This window comes from Sphaerisporangium flaviroseum, from assembly GCF_039537005.1.
Lineage (GTDB): Bacteria > Actinomycetota > Actinomycetes > Streptosporangiales > Streptosporangiaceae > Sphaerisporangium > Sphaerisporangium flaviroseum.
In genome coordinates this window covers 963,663-982,361 of the sequence record NZ_BAAAZR010000001.1, presented here as the reverse complement: position 1 = coordinate 982,361, position 18,699 = coordinate 963,663, and the positions used below count along the sequence as shown (strand labels likewise).

The following is an 18,699-nucleotide window of genomic DNA, read 5'->3' as shown; positions in this document are numbered from 1 at the left end:
CCAGTACCTCGGGTGAGCGAAGCTCTGGAAATACAGCCCGAGCGATTCCCGGACGATCAGAAGAAAGGCGGGAAGGCGTGGCCGCGTTGGAGGCGGAGGCGGTTGAGCTGTTGCTGGACCAGCTCGCGGACCTGGTCGGTGAGGTTGAAGACCAGCATCGGGTCGTCGGCCTCCTCCGGGTCGTACTGGTCGGTGCGAACCGGCTCGCCGAACTGGATCATCCACTTGGACGGCAGCGGGAGCAGCCCGAGCGGCCCGAGCCAGGGGAAGAGCGGCGTGATCGGGATGTACGGCAGGCCCAACAGCCGCGCGAGCGACCGGAAGTTGCCGATCTTGGGATAGATCTCCTCCGCGCCGACGATGGAGCACGGGATGATCGGCACCTGCGCCCGGATCGCCGAGGCCACGAAGCCGCCCCGGCCGAATCGCTGGAGCTTGTAACGCTCGGAGAAGGGCTTGCCCACGCCCTTGAACCCCTCGGGGAACACACCGACCAGCTCGCCCTTGCGCATGAGGCGGTCGGCGTCTTCGTGGCAGGCCAGCGTGTGGCCCGACTTGCGGGACAGGTGGCCGAGCACGGGAAGCTGGTAGACCAGGTCGGCGCCGAGGAGCCGGAGCGGGCGATGCGCGGGATGCTCGTCGTGCAGCGCGACCTGGAGCATCAGCGCGTCGACCGGCACGGTGCCCGAGTGGTTGGCCACCACAAGCGCCCCCGCCTCGTCGGGCACGTTCTCCAGGCCCATGGTCTCCACGCGGAACCAGTGCCGGTAGAGCGGGCGGATCAGCTCGAGCAGCACCTTGTCGTTGAGCTCGGGGTCGAACCCGAACTCGTCGACCTCGTACTCCCCGGCGAGGCGCCGGCGCAGGAAGGCCAGGAACTCCACCACGCGGTCCTCGACGGCGTCGGCCTTGGGGCCATCTGAGCGACGACGCGCGGAGGTGATGGGGATCACCCGGGCGGTCCCGGGCTCCTCATCACCGAAGTCATGCGGAATGTCTTTTTGCTTCACCGTTCAACGCTCCCACCCAGCACTGTCGTCACCCAGTCGATCACAGTGAGTGGGATACCGCCAAACAAGCCACGCGAGTGGAGGAAATCATCGAACGCCGACGCGGTGGAGAACTTGGGCCGCCAGTCGAGCTCCCCGGCGAGCCTCTCGGCGTCGACCGCACGCCCGTAGCTCATCAGGGCGAGCTGCTCGGGGGAGAAATCGACCAGCCCGACGCTGCGCGCCACGTCGCCGATGACGCGGAAGGCGGTGGACGGGACCGGCACCGTCGGCCGGCCGCTCCTGCGGACGCACTGGGAGAGCAGCATCACGCCGTCGCCGACCACGTTGTAGATGCCGGGGTGGTCCTCGACCGCCATGCGCCTGAGCACCTCGACCCCGTCGTCCTCGTGGACGAACTGCAGTCGGGGGTCGAAGCCGAAGACCGTCGGCAGGACAGGCTGGGTGAAATATCGGGTGAGCGGCGAGTCGACGCCTGGACCCATGAAGTTCGCGAAACGAAGCGTCGAGACGGTGACGTCGGGCCGGCGACGCGCAAAACCACGGATATAAGCCTCGACCTCGGTGGCGTCCTTGGCATAGCCGGAGTTCGCCACCTCGATGGGCTCGGCCTCCTCGGTGAAGACCGCCGGATCGTGCGAGGACGAGCCGTACACCGCGGTCGTGGAGCGGACCACGACCCTGCGCACCGTTGCCGACCGCTGGCAGGCTGCCAGCAGTTGCATGGTGCCGATGACGTTGTGCTCTTTCATGTACGAACGGCCGGCGCTCTTCGAGGGAGCGCTGACCAGGCTCATGTGCACAACGGTGTCGATGTCGGCGGCGGCGATGACCTGCGCGATGTCCGGGCTGCGCAGATCAACCCGGACGAACTCCGTACGGCCCAGCGCGACGCCGCCGCCGCCTCGCGCGAGCGAGGGCGGCGGCACGGTGTCCACTCCGATGACCCGGTCGATGTCCGGGTCCGCCGCGAGAACGCTCGCCACCCGGGCACCGATGTGTCGGGAGACCCCGGTGACTAGCACAGTGTGGGTCATCGGCGCCTCGCAGAATCACTTTCGTGGGTCGCGCTTGCTCGGGTGCTGACCGGGCTCATGATCTATCACGCCCCGGCCCGCCGCTCTGCGTCGTCGGTCCGCGCTACTACTTCTTGTTACGCCGCTGGATGCGGGTCTTCTTGAGAAGCTTGCGGTGCTTCTTCTTGGCCATGCGCTTACGACGCTTTTTGATCACAGAGCCCACGGGACCCCCAGGTGAAGGTAGGTTTTCGTCGAATCGGTGTGTACCCCCTCGCGAGTGGCACGACGACCCTGATCGCGGAAAAGCCGTTGCCACGGCGCATCCGGAACCTGATCGGCGCCTCGCAAGAAGCACACCGATTCAACAGCCTACCGGCGATTCGCTGTCGATCGCTCCCCGGGGGGAACCCGCGTAGCCCGCCGAAGGGCGACGCGCGCCGACCGGCGACGATGCGGGCGGTCGGCCACCCGCTCCGTGCCCGGTCAGGATCGCGCCCCTAGCAAACCATGCGCTCGTTACCTAGCGGTTTCAGCCAGTGACCCGTGATGTCGCTACTGGTTCAGTCAACCTGCTTCGATGAACGCATCCCTCAGGTAGTCGTGCACCGCCTGCTCAGGCACCCTGAAGGATCGCCCGACCCGGATGGCCGGTAATTCACCCGAGTGGACGAGCCGGTACACCGTCATCTTGGACACCCGCATGACGGTGGCCACTTCTGCCACCGTCAGGAACTTCACCTCGCTGAGAGGTCTTTCGCCTGCACCCATCGGACGCCTCTTCCGCACGTGTTTCCGGGTTATCCCCACTGGTGCCATTGCTCACGCACGTGTACTGCTGTCAGCGTAGAACGCGTCTCCGATCGCGCAAACCCCCTATTCCATCAGTCTGTGGAGACGTCTGCCACCAGAATGGAGAAAGTCGCTGGCCAGCAGCCAGGCCGAGCCCTGATCCCGATCTTGTAGACGGTCTAACTGTGTCCCATTAGAGTCGCCTGGAATCATAAAAAAGTTGGCAAACGGTCTACGTCCGGCGGCGAATGCGTGCGCGTAACGGCAGTTAGGGCAGGACCGGATTGGCGACGCCCGCCTCACAGGCCACTCTCGACCCTGGAGATCAGGTAGCGGTTCATCGGATCGTAATGACGGGGTAGCACATTGTCATCGAGGGGCACGGTGACGGCGATCTTGCCTTCCGCCTCCCCGACGAACAGTCCCGGGTCGTTGCTGTCGGCGAATCCGACCGTCTCCACCCCGGCCTCGCCGGCCGCTCCGGCCCAGCCGTGGTCGGCGATCACGAGATCGGGCTTCTCGCCGCCGAGCTCGAGCAGCATCGCCTGCATCGGGGCCGGGTCGTGGGTGTGGACGAGCGCGCCGCCGTCGTCGAGCATGGCCACGTCGTCCAGGTAGCGGATACGGCGCTTGCGGCCCAGCCCTCCGCTGGCGAAGGAGCGCTGCTCACCGGGGGTCAGCAGGGTGGCACCGTGCTTCCTGGCCAGTCGCGCCAGGGCGAGGTGCGTGGTGAGGAGGCCGGTCGGGTGCCCGGTGGCGATGAGCACCTTGGCATCGCCTCGCTTGAGCGTGGCGGCGATGCGGTCGCCCATCGCGTCGAGTGCGTCGATGGTGCGATCCGGGTCGATCGTGTCCCGCCCGGACCGGAACTCGGGGTCGGCGATGACCCCGGCCGACTTCGCCATCAGAGCGAGGATGTCGCGATAGGTCCAGTCGCCGTCCATCGTGAGCCCGAACATGTAGTGGGGGTCACGTACAGCGAGTGAGCGGTAGTGGTCGAGGTTGTTCTCCCGGCTGGTGGCGACGTCTCCGGCGATTTTGGTCCGGATCAGTTGCTCTCTCAGCTCTTCCCGCGAAGGAGCAGTCGCGGTGTCCATCGTTCACTCCGTCCACTCGCCAAAGTCGTCCGCCCTCGGCGATCGTCAGCCGGCCGCCGCCATACGGGCGGGATCAGGGCTGGGGATCCAGCCCGTGAAAGGGGAAGATCGCTTTCCGTGTCGCCATGATCGCTCGGTCGATTGCGTCCCCAGGGTCGTAACCACCGGAGAAATCCTGAAATTCCGGGCTGCGGCCATCGGTCATCGTGAGCGGCGGGACCTCGCCCGTCCGCCCCCTGACGAACTCACGCCAGTTCTGCGGCGTCGGCGTGCCCGGATCGACAGGCTCGCCCGCCGCCTCGGCGATCAGGTGACTCCACGCGCGCGGGACCACCTGGACCAGCTCGTAACCGCCGCCCCCTGTCGCCAGCCATCTCCCTCCCGCCGTCTCGTGCGCCAGCGCGTGCAGGGCGGCGTAGGCCTGCCGCTGGCCGTCGAGGCTCAGCATGAGATGGGCCAGGGGATCGAGGGCGTGGCTGTCACAGCCGTGCTGTGTGACGAGCACTTCGGGCTCAAACGCCCGCAGCAGCGGCGGGACCACCGCGTGGAACGCCCTCAGCCACCCGGTGTCCCCGCAGCCGGCCGGGAGCGCGACGTTGACGGCCGTGCCCTCGGCTCCGGTCTCGGAGGGGAAACCGGTGCCGGGGAAGAGCGTGCGAGGGCTCTCGTGCAGGCTGATCGTCAGAACCCTCGGGTCGTCGTAGAACATGGCCTGGACGCCGTCACCGTGGTGCACGTCGACGTCGACATAGGCGATGCGCCTGGCGCCCTGCGAGAGCATCCACGCGATGCCCACGGCCGGGTCGTTGTACACGCAGAAGCCGCTGGCCGTCCCCGGCATGGCGTGGTGCAGGCCGCCGGCGACGTTGAGGGCGTGCTCCGCCTCGCCCGCCCACACGGCCCGGGCGGCGGTGAGCGTCGCACCCGCGACGAGCGCCGAGGCCTCGTGCACGCCCGGGAAGGCCGGGTTGTCGGGCGTGCCGAGGCCGCACGACAGGTCGGGCTCGCCGTCGGCCGACACCCGCTTGACCGCCTCGATGTAATCGCGCTTGTGCACCAGCGCCAGCTCGTCGTCGCTCGCGGGAGCGCATCCGACCAGCTCCACCTTGTCGAGCACCCCGAGCTCACGGGCCAGCTCCATGGTGAGCTCCACCCTGACGGGCGCCAGGGGATGGCCTGGCCCGAAGTCGTACGACACCAGCTCGTCGTCCCAGACGACCCGCACGGACCGGCTCACGCCACCACCTCGCGCACCACGGATCGGCCACGGCCGAAGGTAAAGGATCGGCCACACCGAGGGCGCGGGCTCACAAGCTCACCGCGCACGCTCATGAAACCGACCGTACCGCACGCCAAACGATCGACCACCGACGGCCGTCACTCGGCGCGGAGGGCGATGACCGGATCGAGCCGGGCCGCCCGGCGCGCCGGGGCGACGCCGAAGAAGACGCCGACGGACGCAGACACGCCGAAGGCCAGCGCGATCGACCACCAGGTGATCGCGGCGGGCACCGGTGAGACCGCCTGGATCAGCAGGGAGCCGCCCACGCCGATCAGGATGCCGATCACACCGCCGATCGTGGTGAGCAGCACGGCCTCGATGAGGAACTGCCCCAGTACGTCCCGCTGCCTGGCGCCGAGTGCCTTGCGCAGCCCGATCTCGCGAGTGCGCTCCCGCACGCTCACCAGCATGATGTTGGAGACCCCGACTCCCCCGACGAGCAGGGAGATGCCCGCGATGGCGGCCAGGACGCCCGTGAGCATGCCGAGCACGCTCCCGATGGTCCCAAGGAGCTGGGTCTGGGTCACGGCGCTGAACCGCTCCCCCGGGTAGCGGTCGGCGAGCCCTGCGACGACCCGCTGCCGTAGCGGCTCGATCTCGTCCGGGCCCGACGCCCCCACCGCGATGCCGTTGATCCGCGACAGCCCGATCAGCCGCTGGGCGGTCGTGACGGGCACGTGGACCTCCTGGTCCCGGGCCACGCCGAAGGTCGCGCCCACCGGCTCGTACAGGCCGATCACCCGGAACCGCACACCCGAGATCGTGACCTGCCTGCCGATCGGGTCCACGTCCCCGAAGAGCTTGACCCCCACCTCCGAGCCGAGGACCGCGACCCGCCGTCGCGTGTCCACGTCCGTGGCGCTGAGATACCGGCCACGGCGCAGCGGCCGGTCGAAGATGTTCGGCAGGTTCTCGTCGGTGCCGGTGATGGTGGCGAACACCTCGGTGCGGCCCACCCGTACGGACTCACCCGAGTTGACCGCGACCGTCACCTTCGCGGGGTCGCCGACCACGCGACGGACGAACGCGACGTCCGCGAGGTTGAGACGGCTCTGCGTGGGCGCGGCGCCGAGTCCCACCTGGCCGGGCACCACCAGGATGATGTTGCTGCCCAGCCCGGCGATCTCCCTCTCGACCGCCTCCTTGGCGCCGGTGCCGATCGCGACAAGGATCACCACGGCCGACACCCCGATCACGACGCCGAACATCGTCAGCGCGCTGCGCAGCCGGTTGACCCTCAGCGCCTCCAGCGCCATCCGCAAGGCCTCGGCGGTCCTCACGAGGCGTCCCGTCCGGCGGACCGGGCATCCGGGTCACCGTCTGCGGCAACGGGCTGCTGCGCGGTGTCGAGCTCGATCAGCCCGTCGCGGACGTGGATGCGCCGCCGGGCGAGGTCGGCCACCTCGCGCTCGTGGGTGACCAGCACCACGGCCACGCCGCGCTCGGCGTTGAGGCCCGCGAGGATGCCCATCACCTCCTGGCCGTTCTTCGAGTCCAGGTTGCCGGTCGGCTCGTCGGCCAGCACCACCTTGGGGTCGCCGACCAGCGCGCGGGCGATCGCCACCCGCTGCTGCTCGCCTCCGGACATCTGGGACGGCCGGTGGTCCAGCCGGTGCGCGAGGCCCACCGACTCCAGCGCCTGCCTGGCCCGCTCACGCCGCTCGGCCTTGCCCACGCCCCGGTACACCAGGGGCAGTGCCACGTTCTCCAGCGCCGAGGTGCGTCCGAGCAGGTGGAAGGACTGGAAGACGAATCCCACGGACTGGTTGCGGAGCTCGGCCAGGCCGGTGTCGTCCAGCGTCGCGACGTCGACGCCGTTGACCCGCAGCGTGCCGGAGGTGGGCCGGTCCAGGCAGCCCAGCAGGTGCATGAGCGTCGACTTCCCCGATCCGGACGGGCCGAGGATGGCCACGAACTCCCCTTGGCCGATGCGGAGGCTCACCCCGCGCAGCGCGTCGACCGACACCCCCTCCAGCCGGTAGGACCGGGCGAGGTCGATGGCCTCGAAGGCGGGCTCGCTCATCCCCGGCCTCCCCGGTGGCCCACCGTGCTCCTGACGCGGAGGCGCCGCGTGCCCGCGGGGTCCCTCACGTGAGCTTCTGCCCCGGCCGTACGGTGTCGGCGCCCTTGACGACGACCCGTTCCCCGGCCGTGAGACCCCGCGCGATCTCGACCGAGGCATCGCCCTGGGCACCGAGCTTGACGACCCTGCGCTCGGCCGAGCCGTCGCCGCGGACCACCCACACCACGGTGTCCCTGCCGCTCGTGACGATGCTCGACGCCGGCACCGCCACAGCGTCCGGTGACTCGCGCACGGTGAGACGCACGACCGCGCTCATGCCGGGTTTCGGTACGGGCGCTTCACCTCCGTCTTCGAAGGTTCCCTGGCCGAGCGTGAGCCGTACGGGATAGCTGACCCCGCCCGTGGTGCCCTCCTTGGGCGTCACGCCCACTCCGGTGACCTTCGCCCGGTAGGTGGCCCCGGAGACGGCGTCGAGCTCGATCTCGGCCTTGACCCCTGGCGTGACGAGCAGCACGTCGGTCTCGTCCACGTCCGCGGAGAGCGTGAGCTTGGAGACGTCCGTCACGGTCGCGATGGCGTCGCCGGCCGCCACCGGCACTCCGGTGGCGACCGTTCCTGCGGACGTCGACGCGCCCGCGCCGCCGGAGGGTCCCGTGGCCGAACCCGTCTGGCCGGCGAGGCCCGCGGGGAGCCGGCCGAGCAGCGAGCCGAGGTCGGGCGAACCGCCGCCCGACGGCCCGCCCAGCGTGACGATCCCGTCGAAGGGGGCCTTGATCACGAGCCCCTTGACGGTGCTCTTCGCGACCTTCACCGCCGCCTTGGCCTGGGTGCGGGAAGCGGCCTGGAGAGAGGACATGGACGAGGCCAGCCCGCCCAGCCCCGCTCCGATCTGGCCGCTCACCTGGGAGAGCACCTGGTTCACCGAACGCGTCAGATTCTGGGTGATCTCGTTCAGCGCCGCGCGCTGGGCCCGATGCTGTGTCTGCGCGGAGTCGATCGCGGCGAGCAGTTGCGCCCTCACCTGGGTGTCCTTGATCTTCCTCGCCGCCGTGCGGGCCCTGGCGAAGCCCCGCGCCGCCTTCCGGTCCAGGGAGGAGGTGAGGTTGAGGCCGGCGGGACGGATGGCGGGCGCCGCGATCCCGCCCCCCAGCCGCACCGGCCTGGACGCCTGCCGTTCGGCCTGGCGAGCCTGTTTGAGCTGGTCCTCGGCCTGCGGAGAGCTGATCTTGGCAAGGATCTCTCCCTTGTCGACCGCCTCACCGTCGTGCACGTACAACTTGGCGACGGTACCCGCCGCCGGAGAGCGCAGCGTGGCCGTGGCGCGGGCGCCGACGGTGGCCGGGGCCTCGACGACCTCGCTGACCGGAGCGCGTTCGGCCTCGGCGATCTGCACCTTGGGCGCCTCGTCCTGGGAGCACGATGAGACAAGCAGCGTGAGGCCAATGAGAAGCGGGGGGATACCGCGACGAATCGTCACCCGGCCCATCGTAGGAGGGACACTCGTCCCCCCGCTTGGCGCCTGGTACCCGTTTGATCCGGTACGGGCGCGACCTGCGCATCCGTACGCCTACGCGGTTCGTACGGGCGGCGTGACCGGTCTAGGGCGTCGGGGAGACGCGGCGCAGGCGGCGGATCGCGGGCACCGACAGCATGACCGCGCACCCGGCGACGGCGACCACCGACGAGACCGTCAGCACCTCCTTGGCCCCCACCAGCGACGCGACGGGGCCGCAGAGGGCCTGGCCGATGGGGATGGCCATGACCGAGCCGGCGACCTCGTAGGCGTGGACGCGGTTCAGCACCTCGGGCGCCACCTGGGTCTGCACGCTGGTCATCCACATGACGCCCCAGAAGGCGTACCCCGTTCCGGCGAGGAGGTGGCACGCGGCCATCACCGCGAGGGGAAGGCCGAGCGCTATCGAGAGCGGCTGGAGCGTGAAGAGGAACATCGCCGTGGCTCCGGCGGCCAGCGGCCGGTAGGGCTTGACCCTCATGGCGACGAGGCCGCCGAGGATCGTGCCCGCGCCGAAGGCGGAGGTGACGAAGCCGTACCCGGTCGCGTGGTGGGAGGCGCTGATCAGGGTCGCGCCGAGCGGGAGCACGGGGCCGAAGACGGTGATCCCCATGACCGCCCAGATGAGGATCACGCCCCACATCCATGTACGGGAGCGGAACTCCCGCCATCCCTCCTTGAGGTTGGCCCACATGGAGCCCTCGACAGCCGCCGGCGGCCGGCCCCTCAGCCGCAGCAGCATGAGGCAGAGCGCGCTGACGCCGAAGCCGGAGGCGTCGATCAGGAACACCACGCCGACGTCGGCGAACGCGACCAGGAGACCCGCGATGGAGGGCCCGATGAGCAGCATCAGCGACTCGGAGGTGCGCTGGGTCGCCACCGCGCGCTGCACGTCGGCGGCGATCTGGGGGACCAGGCTCGCCAGGCCGGGCTGGAACATCGCGGCGGCCGTGCCGTTGACGGCCGAGATGACCATGAGCTGCCAGAGGGCGGGCGACCCGGTGAGGAAGAGGACCGCCGTGATGGTCTGCGCGACCACGCGGACCAGGTCCGCCCCGACCATCATCCTGCGCGGCGTGAACCGGTCGGCGAACACCCCGCCGAAGAGAACGAGGAGGGCCATGGGCGTGATCGAGGCCGCGAGGGTGAAGCCGACCCCACTGGCTCCGTACCCGGCCTGGAGGACACCGAGCGACATCGCCACCGGCACCATGCCCGTGCCGAGCATCGAGACCGACCTGGCGGTGAAGAACAGCCGGAAGTCCCTGGTCCAGACCGCGCGCCCCGCCGGCCGATCTCTCGCCTGCTCCGTCGCCTGTGCGGCTTCCACCACGATGCCCCCATGTCCGCCGTTACGCCGCGGCCATGATGCCTCGTAATGAGAAAGTTTCCTAACCGTCCGCCGGGCCGTCCAAGGTCAGACCGGCCGCGACGGGGCCATCACCGCTGACATGTACCGATAAATGATTACCCGAGGTCGTCTTGGCTATATGTCCGAACTATGGTGTTCGCCGGACCACGTACCTTCTCGCGCCGGAGGCAGATCTCCTTGTCGGCAGTACCCGCGGATCAGCGATGGGCGCAGCTCAAGCGTCAGTTCGACACGATCGACAGCGACGGTGACGGCTTCATCACCCACGCGGAGTTCACCGAGCACTTCCCGCACCTCCCCGCCGAGGCGATCGGAGCGCTGGACGGCAACGCCGACGGCCGACGGTGACGGACGGCTGTCCTTCGAGGAGTTCCTCCGGGTGACCTCTCCCGACCGCTGACAGGCCGGCGATCGAGCCGGCGGCCGCCCGGTCAGCCGGAGGCGAGCTCGCGGCTCCGGTCGCGCGCGGCCTCGATGGCGGCGAGGAACGCGGCCCGGACGCTGTGGCGCTCCAACTCGGCGATGGCGGAGATCGTGGTGCCGGCGGGCGAGGTGACCGCCTCGCGCAGGATGACGGGGTGCTCGCCGGAGTCGCGCAGCATGATGGCCGCGCCGACGATCGACTGCGTCACCATGTCTAGCGCGGCCGCTCGCGGCATGCCCAGGAGGATTCCCGCGTCGACCATGGCCTCTACCAGGTAGAAGAAGTAGGCCGGGCCGCTGCCGGAGAGCGCCGTCGCGGCGTCCTGCTGGGACTCCGGGATGCGCAGCACCTTGCCGACCGGCTTCAGCAGGTCCTCGGCCTGCTTGAGGTGGATCTCGGACGCGTGGGCACCCGCGGAGATCACGCTCATGGCCTCGTCGACCAGCACCGGGGTGTTGGACATGACCCGCACGACCGGCACCTCGTCGCTCAGCCGGGACTCCACGAAGGACGTGGTGATGCCGGCCGCCACCGAGATGACCAGCCTGCCCGCGGGCACCTGGGATCCGACCTCGGCGAGCAGGGTGCCCATGTCCTGCGGCTTGACCGCGAGGATCAGGGTGTCGGCGGTCTGGGCGGCCTCGATGTTGGACACGACCCGCACGGCGTAACGGTCGCGAAGCGCCTGGGCCCGCTCCTCACGCCGCGCGGTGACCATGATCTCGCCCGGCTCGACCCCCGCGCGCAGCAGCCCGGACAGAAGGGCCTCGCCCATCTTGCCGGTTCCGAGAATCGCGATCATCTCAAGACACCTCGCGTAGGAGTTGGAAACGCTCGCAGCCTACCGACTCCCCACGGGTCCGAGCCTGGTCGACCGGGCGTACGGCTAACGGCCCACCAGCGAGCGCGCGAGGAGCCCGAGATTGGCGGGGCGCCCCGCGAGGCGGCGTGTGAGGTGGCCGTACCAGCCGGCCCCGTAAGGAACGCGGACGCGCACCTGGGCGCCGAGATCGGTGAGCCTGCGCTGCTCCTGCCGCCGCACGCCGTACGCCATCTGGTACTCGAAGCTGCCGGGCTCGCGCTCGTTGAGCACCGCGAGCGCCGCGGCGACCTCGATGAGCCGCCGGTCGTGGACGGCGACCATCGGGTACCCCTGGCCGGACATGAGCACCTTGAGGCAGCGGACGTAGGAGCGGTTGATGTCGCCGACCTCGCTGTAGGCCACCGAGGCCGCCGCGTCGATGACGCCCCGGCACAGCCGCACGCGGGCGGAGGCGAGCGACCGGCAGTGATGCTCGGCGCGGCACAGGCTCGACTGGACGGTGACGCCGGTGGTGGGGTGGTCCTGCAGCAGCGCCGCGTGGACCGCGAAGGCGGACTCGGCCATCGCCGCGTCCTCGGTGTCGAGCGTGACCGTGGCCCCGACCTCGCCGGCGGCGTGGCACAGGCGCGCGGCGTTGTCCCTGGCGAGATTCTCGTCGATGTGCAGGCCCACGGAGGTGAGCCGCACAGAAAGGTCGGCCCCCTTGGCGATACCGCGCTGGGCGAGGGCGTCGAGCAGCGCGAGGGACGTCTTGACCGCGCGGGCGGCCTCGTCGGCGTTCCGGCTCTCCTCTCCCAGGTGGTCGAGGCTCACCAGCAGGCCGTCCGCGACCAGGCCCGCGGCCACCGAGGCGGCGTCCTCCACGCTGTCCCCCGCGACGTAACGGGCCGTCAGCTTGCGGGTCACCCCCGCCGTCCTGACCACGTTCTCGACGCGGTCGCTGCTCGAAGCAGCCAGCAGAACCTCACGCAACACGATTGGCACCCTTCCGGCACGACGGCGAGTGGGGAGACCTGCCTACCCTACGGTGCTTCAGGCGTCGATCACCGGAGCCTGAGCCCATGTTGCGGTTTGACAACCAACTGAAGATACGCGTCGCCTTATGGGCCCTTTATACGCATGATCTACCCGATGGTGCCATAAGTCGGTTCCAACGACGGAGCCGTGGCGTCGAAGGGGTACATGTGAAGAAGATCCTCATAGCGCTGGCCACCGCCGGCCTGGGTCTGAGCGGAGCGTTGGTCGCCTCACCTGCGACGGCCGGTACTCAGCAGGCACCTGGCCACACGGTTCCCGCCCCGCAGTGGGCGCAGTGCGCCGGCCTTCCGGAAGGCGTCGAGTGCGCCTCGATCGCCGTCCCGCTCGACTACGACCGCCCGTGGGGCAAGAAGATCAAGATCGCGGTCTCCCGTCTGAAGGCGACCGACACGGCCCACTACCAGGGCGCCATCCTGTTCAACCCGGGTGGACCCGGTGGCAGCGGCCTGCCCTACCCCGCGGTCATGCGGACCCGTCTCGGCGCTCCCCTGGCCGCGCAGTACGACCTGATCGGCTTCGACCCGCGTGGCGTCGGATCCAGCGAGCCCCGGCTGAGCTGCGACCCGAACTTCTTCAACCCCGTGCGCCCCGACTACGTCCCCGCCAACTGGGCCGAGGAGGCGGCCTGGGTGAAGAGGATGCAGGGCTACTCCAAGGCCTGTGACGCCGCCCACGGTGACCTGCTGGCGAACATGACCACGGTGGACGCCGCCAAGGACATGGACGAGATCCGCAAGGCCCTCGGCCAGAAGCAGATCAGCTACGTCGGCTACTCCTACGGGACCTACCTGGGCGCCACCTACGCGACCATGTTCCCCTCCAAGGTCCGCCGCCTGGTCCTGGACAGCATCGTCAACCCCGAGCGTGTCTGGTACGAGGCCAACATCGACCAGAACCACGCCTTCGAGGTCCGCGCCAAGGACTTCTTCGCCTGGATCGCCAAGTACGACGCCACGTACCACCTCGGCACCGCCGGCGCCGACGTGGAGAAGGCGTTCTACGCGACCCGGGCCAAGCTCAAGGCGACGCCCGCCGAGGGCAGGGTCGGCCCGGACGAGCTTGACGACACCTACCTGGCGGGCGGCTATCTGAAGAGCCGCTGGCCGCTTCTGGCCAACGCCCTGTCGAAGTACGTGACCGCGGGCGAGACCGCTCCCCTGGTCGCCGCGTACGGCACCTACGGCGACTCCAGCGGCGACGACAACGGCTTCGCGGTCTACTCCGCCGTCGAGTGCACCGACGCCCGCTGGCCGCGCGACTGGGGCACCTGGCACCGCGACTGGTGGGAGTCCTACCGCACCGCGCCGTTCCTGTCCTGGGGCAACGCCTGGTACAACGCGCAGTGCCAGTCGTGGCCGGTCCGCGGGCACAACCCCCCGCGCATCAACGGCAAGGCCATCCAGAACGCCCTGCTCTTCCAGGACACCAAGGACGCGGCGACCCCGTACCCCGGTGGCGTGGAGATGCACAAGCGCTTCCCGGCCTCGCGCCTCGTGGTCATGGACGGTGGCGGCAACCACGGTCTCACCGGCCGCGGCAACGCCTGCATCGACGACATCTGGAAGGCCTACCTGACCGACGGGACGCTGCCCGCGAGCCTGCCCGGCCCGGACGTGCACTGCGCGCCGTTCGCCGACCCGGTTCCGCCCGCGGCGACCCTGCGTTCCGCGCCCACGTCCGAGGACGACTGGGTGCCCGGCGAGCGCTGACCCCTCCATACGCTCGGCCCCGATGAGGCGCTGAGCCCGCACCCCCCGCGAAGGCCTCCGACCCGATCACCGGGTCGGAGGCCTTTCGTGTACGGCCGCACGGACGGCGTTCCGAACCCACGCGAGATCGGGTACGTCAAAGGGATATGCGGATGATGACGGCGACACTGGCGACCGGATCCCTGCTGCTGGCTCTCGGCTGCGGCAACGCTCCGAGTGCCACGGCCACGAACCCCGCCGCCGAGCGGCCTGTGGTGACGAGCGCGAACTCCACCGGCGCCACCACCCCGGCGGCCGCCCCCTCCCCGACCAAGCCGAAGGGCCACACGATCACCCCGCGCAAGGTGCGGTGGGAGAAGGCCAAGCCCTCGCGCGACGGGCGGAGGCTGAAGATCGTGTGGTGGTCGGGCGTCGAGCCCTGCAATGTGCTCGACCGCGTGAAGGTGCGGGAGACCGCCAAGACCGTGACCGTCACCCTGTACGAGGGCCGGGCGCGGGGGTCGCGGGACGTCGCGTGCATACAGATCGCGATCCAGAAGACGACGACGGTCAAGCTCAAGGCGCCCCTCGGCAAGCGCAAGATCGTCGACGGTGCCCGGCGTTGACCTGAGGCGCCGAGGAGCACTCCCCCGCGGGCACCGGCGGTACCGGTGTGTCCGGACAATGAGGGGCCTTTTCCTACCCCGGAGCTCACGGAATGGGCGCGGGCCGCGTAGGGTTGAGCCGGTTAGACTCAAGTCGCTTGACAAACAGCCGAGCGGTATCCAGCATTGAGTCATACAGACTCAACTTTGACTACAAGGACGTACTCATGGCACGTGCGGTAGGTATCGACCTGGGGACGACCAACTCCGTCGTCTCGATTCTCGAGGGCGGTGAGCCCACGGTCATCGCCAACGCGCAGGGCTCGCGGACCACGCCGTCCGTGGTCGCTTTCGCGAAGAACGGCGAGGTCCTGGTCGGCGAGGTCGCCAAGCGCCAGGCCGTCACCAACGTCGACCGGACCATCCGCTCGGTCAAGCGGGAGATGGGCTCCTCCTGGTCGGTCGAGATCGACGGCAAGAAGTTCTCGCCCCAGCAGATCAGTGCCTTCGTGCTGCAGAAGCTGAAGACGGACGCCGAGGCCTATCTCGGCGAGAAGATCACCGACGCGGTGATCACCGTTCCCGCGTACTTCAACGACTCGCAGCGCCAGGCCACCAAGGAGGCCGGCACCATCGCGGGTCTCAATGTGCTTCGCATCATCAACGAGCCCACCTCGGCCGCCCTGGCCTACGGGCTCGACAAGGACAAGGACCAGACCATCCTGGTCTTCGACCTCGGCGGCGGCACCTTCGACGTGTCCCTGCTCGACGTCGGCCAGGAGGACGGCCACGGCTTCGTCGAGGTCAAGGCCACCAGCGGTGACAACCACCTCGGTGGCGACGACTGGGACCAGCGCGTCGTCGACGAGCTGGTGACCCGCTTCAAGAACGCCCACGGCGTCGACCTCTCCAAGGACAAGATGGCGCTCCAGCGCCTGCGCGAGGCCGCGGAGAAGGCCAAGATCGAGCTGTCGTCCCAGACGGAGTCCTCGGTCAACCTGCCTTACATCACCGCCTCGGCGGAGGGCCCGCTCCACCTCGAGGAGAAGCTGACCCGCTCGGAGTTCCAGCGCATCACCGCCGACCTGCTCGACCGCTGCAAGGGCCCGTTCCACCAGGTCATCAAGGACGCCGGCATCAAGGTCGCCGACATCGCCCACGTGGTGCTCGTCGGCGGGTCCACCCGCATGCCGGCCGTCAGCGAGCTGGTGAAGGACCTGACCGGCGGCAAGGAGCCCAACAAGGGCGTCAACCCCGACGAGGTCGTCGCCATCGGCGCCGCGCTCCAGGCCGGCGTGCTCAAGGGCGAGGTCAAGGACGTCCTGCTCCTCGACGTCACCCCGCTGAGCCTCGGCATCGAGACCAAGGGCGGCATCTTCACCAAGATCATCGAGCGCAACACCACGATCCCGACCAAGCGGTCGGAGGTCTTCACCACCGCTGAGGACAACCAGCCGTCGGTGCAGATCCAGGTGTTCCAGGGCGAGCGCGAGATCGCGGCGTACAACAAGAAGCTGGCCACCTTCGAGCTGACCGGCATCGCCCCGGCGCCGCGCGGCATCCCGCAGATCGAGGTCACCTTCGACATCGACGCCAACGGCATCGTCAACGTCGGCGCCAAGGACCTCGGCACCGGCAAGGAGCAGTCGATGACGATCACCGGCGGCTCCGCGCTGCCGAAGGACGACATCGAGCGCATGATGCGCGAGGCCGAGTCCTACGCCGAGGAGGACAAGCAGCGCCGCGACGAGGCCGAGACGCGCAACAACGCCGACGCCCTCGCCTACCAGACGGAGAAGTTCCTCCGCGAGAACGACGAGAAGGTCCCGGCCGAGGTCAAGACCGAGGTCGAGGAGGCACTCTCCGAGCTGAAGAAGACGCTGGAGGGCACCGACGCCGCCGCCATCCGCGCCTCCGCGGAGAAGCTCGCCACCGTCAGCCAGAAGATGGGCTCGGCGATCTACGCCCAGTCGCAGGCCTCCGGATCCGATGGCCCGGCCGACGCCACCGGCGCCACCGGCCCGACGGACGCCGGCACCAAGGCCGACGACGACGTCGTCGAGGCCGAGATCGTCGACGACGAGCCGAAGCGGGAGGGCGGTGCCGCGTGACGTCCCCGAACTCTGGGAGCGAGCACGAAGGCCTGGTGATCCGCGACAACCGGCGCATCGACCCGGAGACCGGGGAGGTGCGCCCGGGGGTCGGTAAGACCGCCGAGGAGCCGGCCCCCGCTCCCTCCGCCGGGGCGCCTGCGCCGGACGACGGTCTGGCCGCCGACCTGGCCGCGCAGCTCGCCGAGCGCACGGCCGATCTCCAGCGGCTCCAGGCCGAGTACTCCAACTACCGCAAGCGCGTCGAGCGCGACCGGGTGGTGGTCCGTGAGCAGGCGGTCGCCAACGTGCTCAACGAGCTGCTCCCGGTGCTCGACGACATCGGCCGCGCGCGCGACCACGGCGAGCTCACCGGCGGGTTCGCCAAGGTGAGCGAGGCGCTCGAGAGCTCGGTCGGCAAGCTGGGCCTCACGACCTTCGGCGCCAAGGGCGACCCGTTCGACCCGACCGTGCACGAGGCGCTGATGCACAGCTACTCCTCGGAGGTCACCGAGCCCACCTGCGTGGAGATCCTCCAGCCCGGCTACCAGATCGGTGACCGCATCCTGCGCCCCGCGCGGGTGGCGGTCGCCGAGCCCGAAGAGCCGGCGGCCGGCCCGGATCGCTCCGCGTCCGAGCCGGGCGAGGCGGGAGAGGCCACGGCCGACCCCGAGGACAATTGAGCGACTACCCCTTTGGCTCGCGAAGGAAGAGATAGATGAGCACCAAGGACTACCTGGAAAAGGACTATTACGCGGTCCTTGGTGTGTCGAAGACCGCCACCGCCGAAGAGATCAAGAAGGCGTACCGGAGACTGGCCAGGAAGTATCACCCGGACGCCAACCAGGGCAACACCGAGACCGAGGCGATGTTCAAGCAGGTCTCGGAGGCTTATGACGTCCTGTCCGACACCAAGCGCCGCAAGGAGTACGACGAGGCGCGCGCGCTGTTCGGGTCGGGTCTCGGTGGGTACGCGGGGGGCGGCGCCCCCCGCGGCGGTGGCGGTGGCGGGTTCCCGTTCGAGTTCGGCGACCTCTTCGGCGGCACCGCGCAGGGCGGGGGCACCGGCGAGCGCATCGGCGACCTGTTCGGCGGCCTGTTCAACCGAGGCGGGCGAACCACGACCACGACCACGAGCCGTCCCCGCCGGGGGCAGGACATCGAGTCCGAGGTCACCCTGTCGTTCACCGAAGCCGTCGACGGCACCACGGTGGCACTCCGGCTGACCAGTTCCTCGGCCTGCCAGGGGTGCAACGGCACGGGCGCGAAGGCCGGCACCACCCCGCGGGTCTGCCCGACCTGTGAGGGCACCGGGGCGGCCAGCCGCAACCTCGGCAACTTCGCCTTCTCCGAGCCGTGCCGCGACTGCAAGGGCCGTGGGCTGCTCGTCGACGATCCCTGCCCGGTGTGCGAGGGCAGCGGGCGCGGCAAGAGCACCCGAACGCTCCAGGCGCGCATCCCCGCCGGGGTGGCCGACGGCCAGCGCATCCGGCTCAAGGCCAAGGGCGCGCCCGGCGAGAACGGCGGTCCGGCCGGCGACCTCTATGTCCAGATCCACGTGAAACCTCATACGATCTTCGGCCGGTCGGGTGACAACCTGACCATCACGGTGCCGGTCACCTTCACCGAAGCGGCCCTCGGCGCCGAGATCAGGGTGCCGATCCTGCAAGGTCTGCCGGTGACCCTGAGGATCCCCGAGGGCACACCGAACGGTCGCACGTTCCGCGTGCGCGGCCGGGGTGTCACCCGCAAGGACGGCACCAAGGGTGATCTGCTCGTCACCGTGGAGGTCGAGGTGCCGCAGCACCTCGGCGACAAGGAGCGGTCGGCGCTGGAGGAGTACCGCTCGGTCTCCGACGAGGCCGACCCCCGTGCCGAACTGCTCAAACAGGCGAGAAGCGAGTAGCCCGAAGGGAGGCGACGCCG

Annotated in this window: 18 protein-coding genes; 6 read left to right on the top strand and 12 right to left on the bottom strand. The window is 69.6% G+C overall.

Going from position 1 to position 18,699, the window contains the following annotated elements:
- Nucleotides 1-56: 56 nt before the first annotated feature.
- The 10 genes from ABD810_RS04600 to ABD810_RS04555 form a co-directional block, all read right to left on the bottom strand.
- The gene (locus tag ABD810_RS04600; RefSeq protein WP_425566848.1) at nt 57-1,010 is read right to left on the bottom strand and encodes a lysophospholipid acyltransferase family protein; all 954 of its coding nucleotides are present in this window, start codon (nt 1,008-1,010) and stop codon (nt 57-59) included.
- Entirely contained in the window at nt 1,007-2,047 is a 1,041-nt protein-coding gene (locus ABD810_RS04595) for an NAD-dependent epimerase/dehydratase family protein (protein WP_344934576.1), read from the bottom strand. The genes ABD810_RS04600 and ABD810_RS04595 overlap by 4 nt, the downstream gene beginning before the upstream one ends.
- Nucleotides 2,048-2,153: 106 nt before the next feature.
- Nucleotides 2,154-2,252, bottom strand: coding sequence for a 30S ribosomal protein bS22 (locus ABD810_RS04590; RefSeq protein WP_018654693.1), 99 nt, complete (start codon nt 2,250-2,252; stop codon nt 2,154-2,156).
- 341 nt (nt 2,253-2,593) lie between these two features.
- Entirely contained in the window at nt 2,594-2,797 is a 204-nt protein-coding gene (locus ABD810_RS04585) for a helix-turn-helix domain-containing protein (protein ID WP_030456159.1), read from the bottom strand.
- 320 nt (nt 2,798-3,117) lie between these two features.
- Complete coding sequence (locus tag ABD810_RS04580; RefSeq protein ID WP_344934573.1) at nt 3,118-3,915, bottom strand: phosphatase; 798 nt, start codon at nt 3,913-3,915, stop codon at nt 3,118-3,120.
- A 73-nt stretch (nt 3,916-3,988) separates the two neighbouring features.
- Nucleotides 3,989-5,152 carry an acetoin utilization protein AcuC gene (locus tag ABD810_RS04575; RefSeq protein WP_344934570.1) on the bottom strand — a complete coding sequence of 388 codons (1,164 nt, stop codon included), beginning with the start codon at nt 5,150-5,152 and terminating at the stop codon, nt 3,989-3,991.
- A 140-nt stretch (nt 5,153-5,292) separates the two neighbouring features.
- Entirely contained in the window at nt 5,293-6,477 is a 1,185-nt protein-coding gene (locus tag ABD810_RS04570) for an ABC transporter permease (RefSeq protein WP_344934567.1), read from the bottom strand.
- Nucleotides 6,474-7,220 (bottom strand): ABC transporter ATP-binding protein, encoded by a 747-nt coding sequence (locus tag ABD810_RS04565; protein ID WP_344934564.1) that lies wholly within the window; start codon nt 7,218-7,220, stop codon nt 6,474-6,476. Before ABD810_RS04565 ends, ABD810_RS04570 begins: the two co-directional genes overlap by 4 nt.
- A gap of 64 nt (nt 7,221-7,284) precedes the next feature.
- The gene (locus ABD810_RS04560) at nt 7,285-8,697 is read right to left on the bottom strand and encodes an efflux RND transporter periplasmic adaptor subunit (RefSeq protein ID WP_344934561.1); all 1,413 of its coding nucleotides are present in this window, start codon (nt 8,695-8,697) and stop codon (nt 7,285-7,287) included.
- Nucleotides 8,698-8,818: 121 nt separating this feature from the next.
- Nucleotides 8,819-10,066 carry an MFS transporter gene (locus ABD810_RS04555; RefSeq protein ID WP_344934558.1) on the bottom strand — a complete coding sequence of 416 codons (1,248 nt, stop codon included), beginning with the start codon at nt 10,064-10,066 and terminating at the stop codon, nt 8,819-8,821.
- A 216-nt stretch (nt 10,067-10,282) separates the two neighbouring features.
- On the opposite strand from ABD810_RS04555, the gene ABD810_RS04550 reads away from it, so the two are divergent.
- Complete coding sequence (locus tag ABD810_RS04550; RefSeq protein WP_344934555.1) at nt 10,283-10,453, top strand: EF-hand domain-containing protein; 171 nt, start codon at nt 10,283-10,285, stop codon at nt 10,451-10,453.
- 83 nt (nt 10,454-10,536) lie between these two features.
- On the opposite strand, the gene proC is transcribed toward ABD810_RS04550, so the two are convergent.
- A complete protein-coding gene (gene proC / locus ABD810_RS04545; protein ID WP_344934551.1) occupies nt 10,537-11,331 on the bottom strand; it encodes a pyrroline-5-carboxylate reductase in 795 nt (264 codons plus the stop codon).
- Nucleotides 11,332-11,415: 84 nt separating this feature from the next.
- Nucleotides 11,416-12,327, bottom strand: coding sequence for a proline dehydrogenase family protein (locus ABD810_RS04540; protein ID WP_344934548.1), 912 nt, complete (start codon nt 12,325-12,327; stop codon nt 11,416-11,418).
- A 209-nt stretch (nt 12,328-12,536) separates the two neighbouring features.
- On the opposite strand from ABD810_RS04540, the gene ABD810_RS04535 reads away from it, so the two are divergent.
- The 5 genes from ABD810_RS04535 to dnaJ all read left to right on the top strand — a co-directional run bounded on the left by ABD810_RS04535 (nt 12,537) and on the right by dnaJ (nt 18,679).
- Entirely contained in the window at nt 12,537-14,099 is a 1,563-nt protein-coding gene (locus tag ABD810_RS04535; protein WP_344934545.1) for an alpha/beta hydrolase, read from the top strand.
- Between the two features lie 152 nt (nt 14,100-14,251).
- A complete protein-coding gene (locus ABD810_RS04530; protein ID WP_344934543.1) occupies nt 14,252-14,704 on the top strand; it encodes a hypothetical protein in 453 nt (150 codons plus the stop codon).
- 206 nt (nt 14,705-14,910) lie between these two features.
- Nucleotides 14,911-16,794, top strand: a complete 1,884-nt coding sequence (gene dnaK, locus ABD810_RS04525; protein ID WP_344934540.1) for a molecular chaperone DnaK — start codon at nt 14,911-14,913, stop codon at nt 16,792-16,794.
- Nucleotides 16,791-17,456, top strand: a complete 666-nt coding sequence (gene grpE / locus ABD810_RS04520; RefSeq protein ID WP_344934537.1) for a nucleotide exchange factor GrpE — start codon at nt 16,791-16,793, stop codon at nt 17,454-17,456. Before dnaK ends, grpE begins: the two co-directional genes overlap by 4 nt.
- A gap of 35 nt (nt 17,457-17,491) precedes the next feature.
- Nucleotides 17,492-18,679 (top strand): molecular chaperone DnaJ, encoded by a 1,188-nt coding sequence (gene dnaJ / locus ABD810_RS04515; protein ID WP_344934536.1) that lies wholly within the window; start codon nt 17,492-17,494, stop codon nt 18,677-18,679.
- Nucleotides 18,680-18,699: the final 20 nt, after the last annotated feature.

Excerpts from the sequence above, each read along its gene's own strand:
- proC (WP_344934551.1), bottom strand. The coding sequence starts at position 11,331 with ATGATCGCGATTCTCGGAACCGGCAAGATGGGCGAGGCCCTTCTGTCC.
- dnaK (WP_344934540.1), top strand. The coding sequence starts at position 14,911 with ATGGCACGTGCGGTAGGTATCGACCTGGGGACGACCAACTCCGTCGTC.
- ABD810_RS04530 (WP_344934543.1), top strand. The coding sequence starts at position 14,252 with ATGATGACGGCGACACTGGCGACCGGATCCCTGCTGCTGGCTCTCGGC.
- ABD810_RS04595 (WP_344934576.1), bottom strand. The coding sequence starts at position 2,047 with ATGACCCACACTGTGCTAGTCACCGGGGTCTCCCGACACATCGGTGCC.
- ABD810_RS04565 (WP_344934564.1), bottom strand. The coding sequence starts at position 7,220 with ATGAGCGAGCCCGCCTTCGAGGCCATCGACCTCGCCCGGTCCTACCGG.
- ABD810_RS04585 (WP_030456159.1), bottom strand. The coding sequence starts at position 2,797 with ATGGGTGCAGGCGAAAGACCTCTCAGCGAGGTGAAGTTCCTGACGGTG.
- dnaJ (WP_344934536.1), top strand. The coding sequence starts at position 17,492 with ATGAGCACCAAGGACTACCTGGAAAAGGACTATTACGCGGTCCTTGGT.
- ABD810_RS04580 (WP_344934573.1), bottom strand. The coding sequence starts at position 3,915 with ATGGACACCGCGACTGCTCCTTCGCGGGAAGAGCTGAGAGAGCAACTG.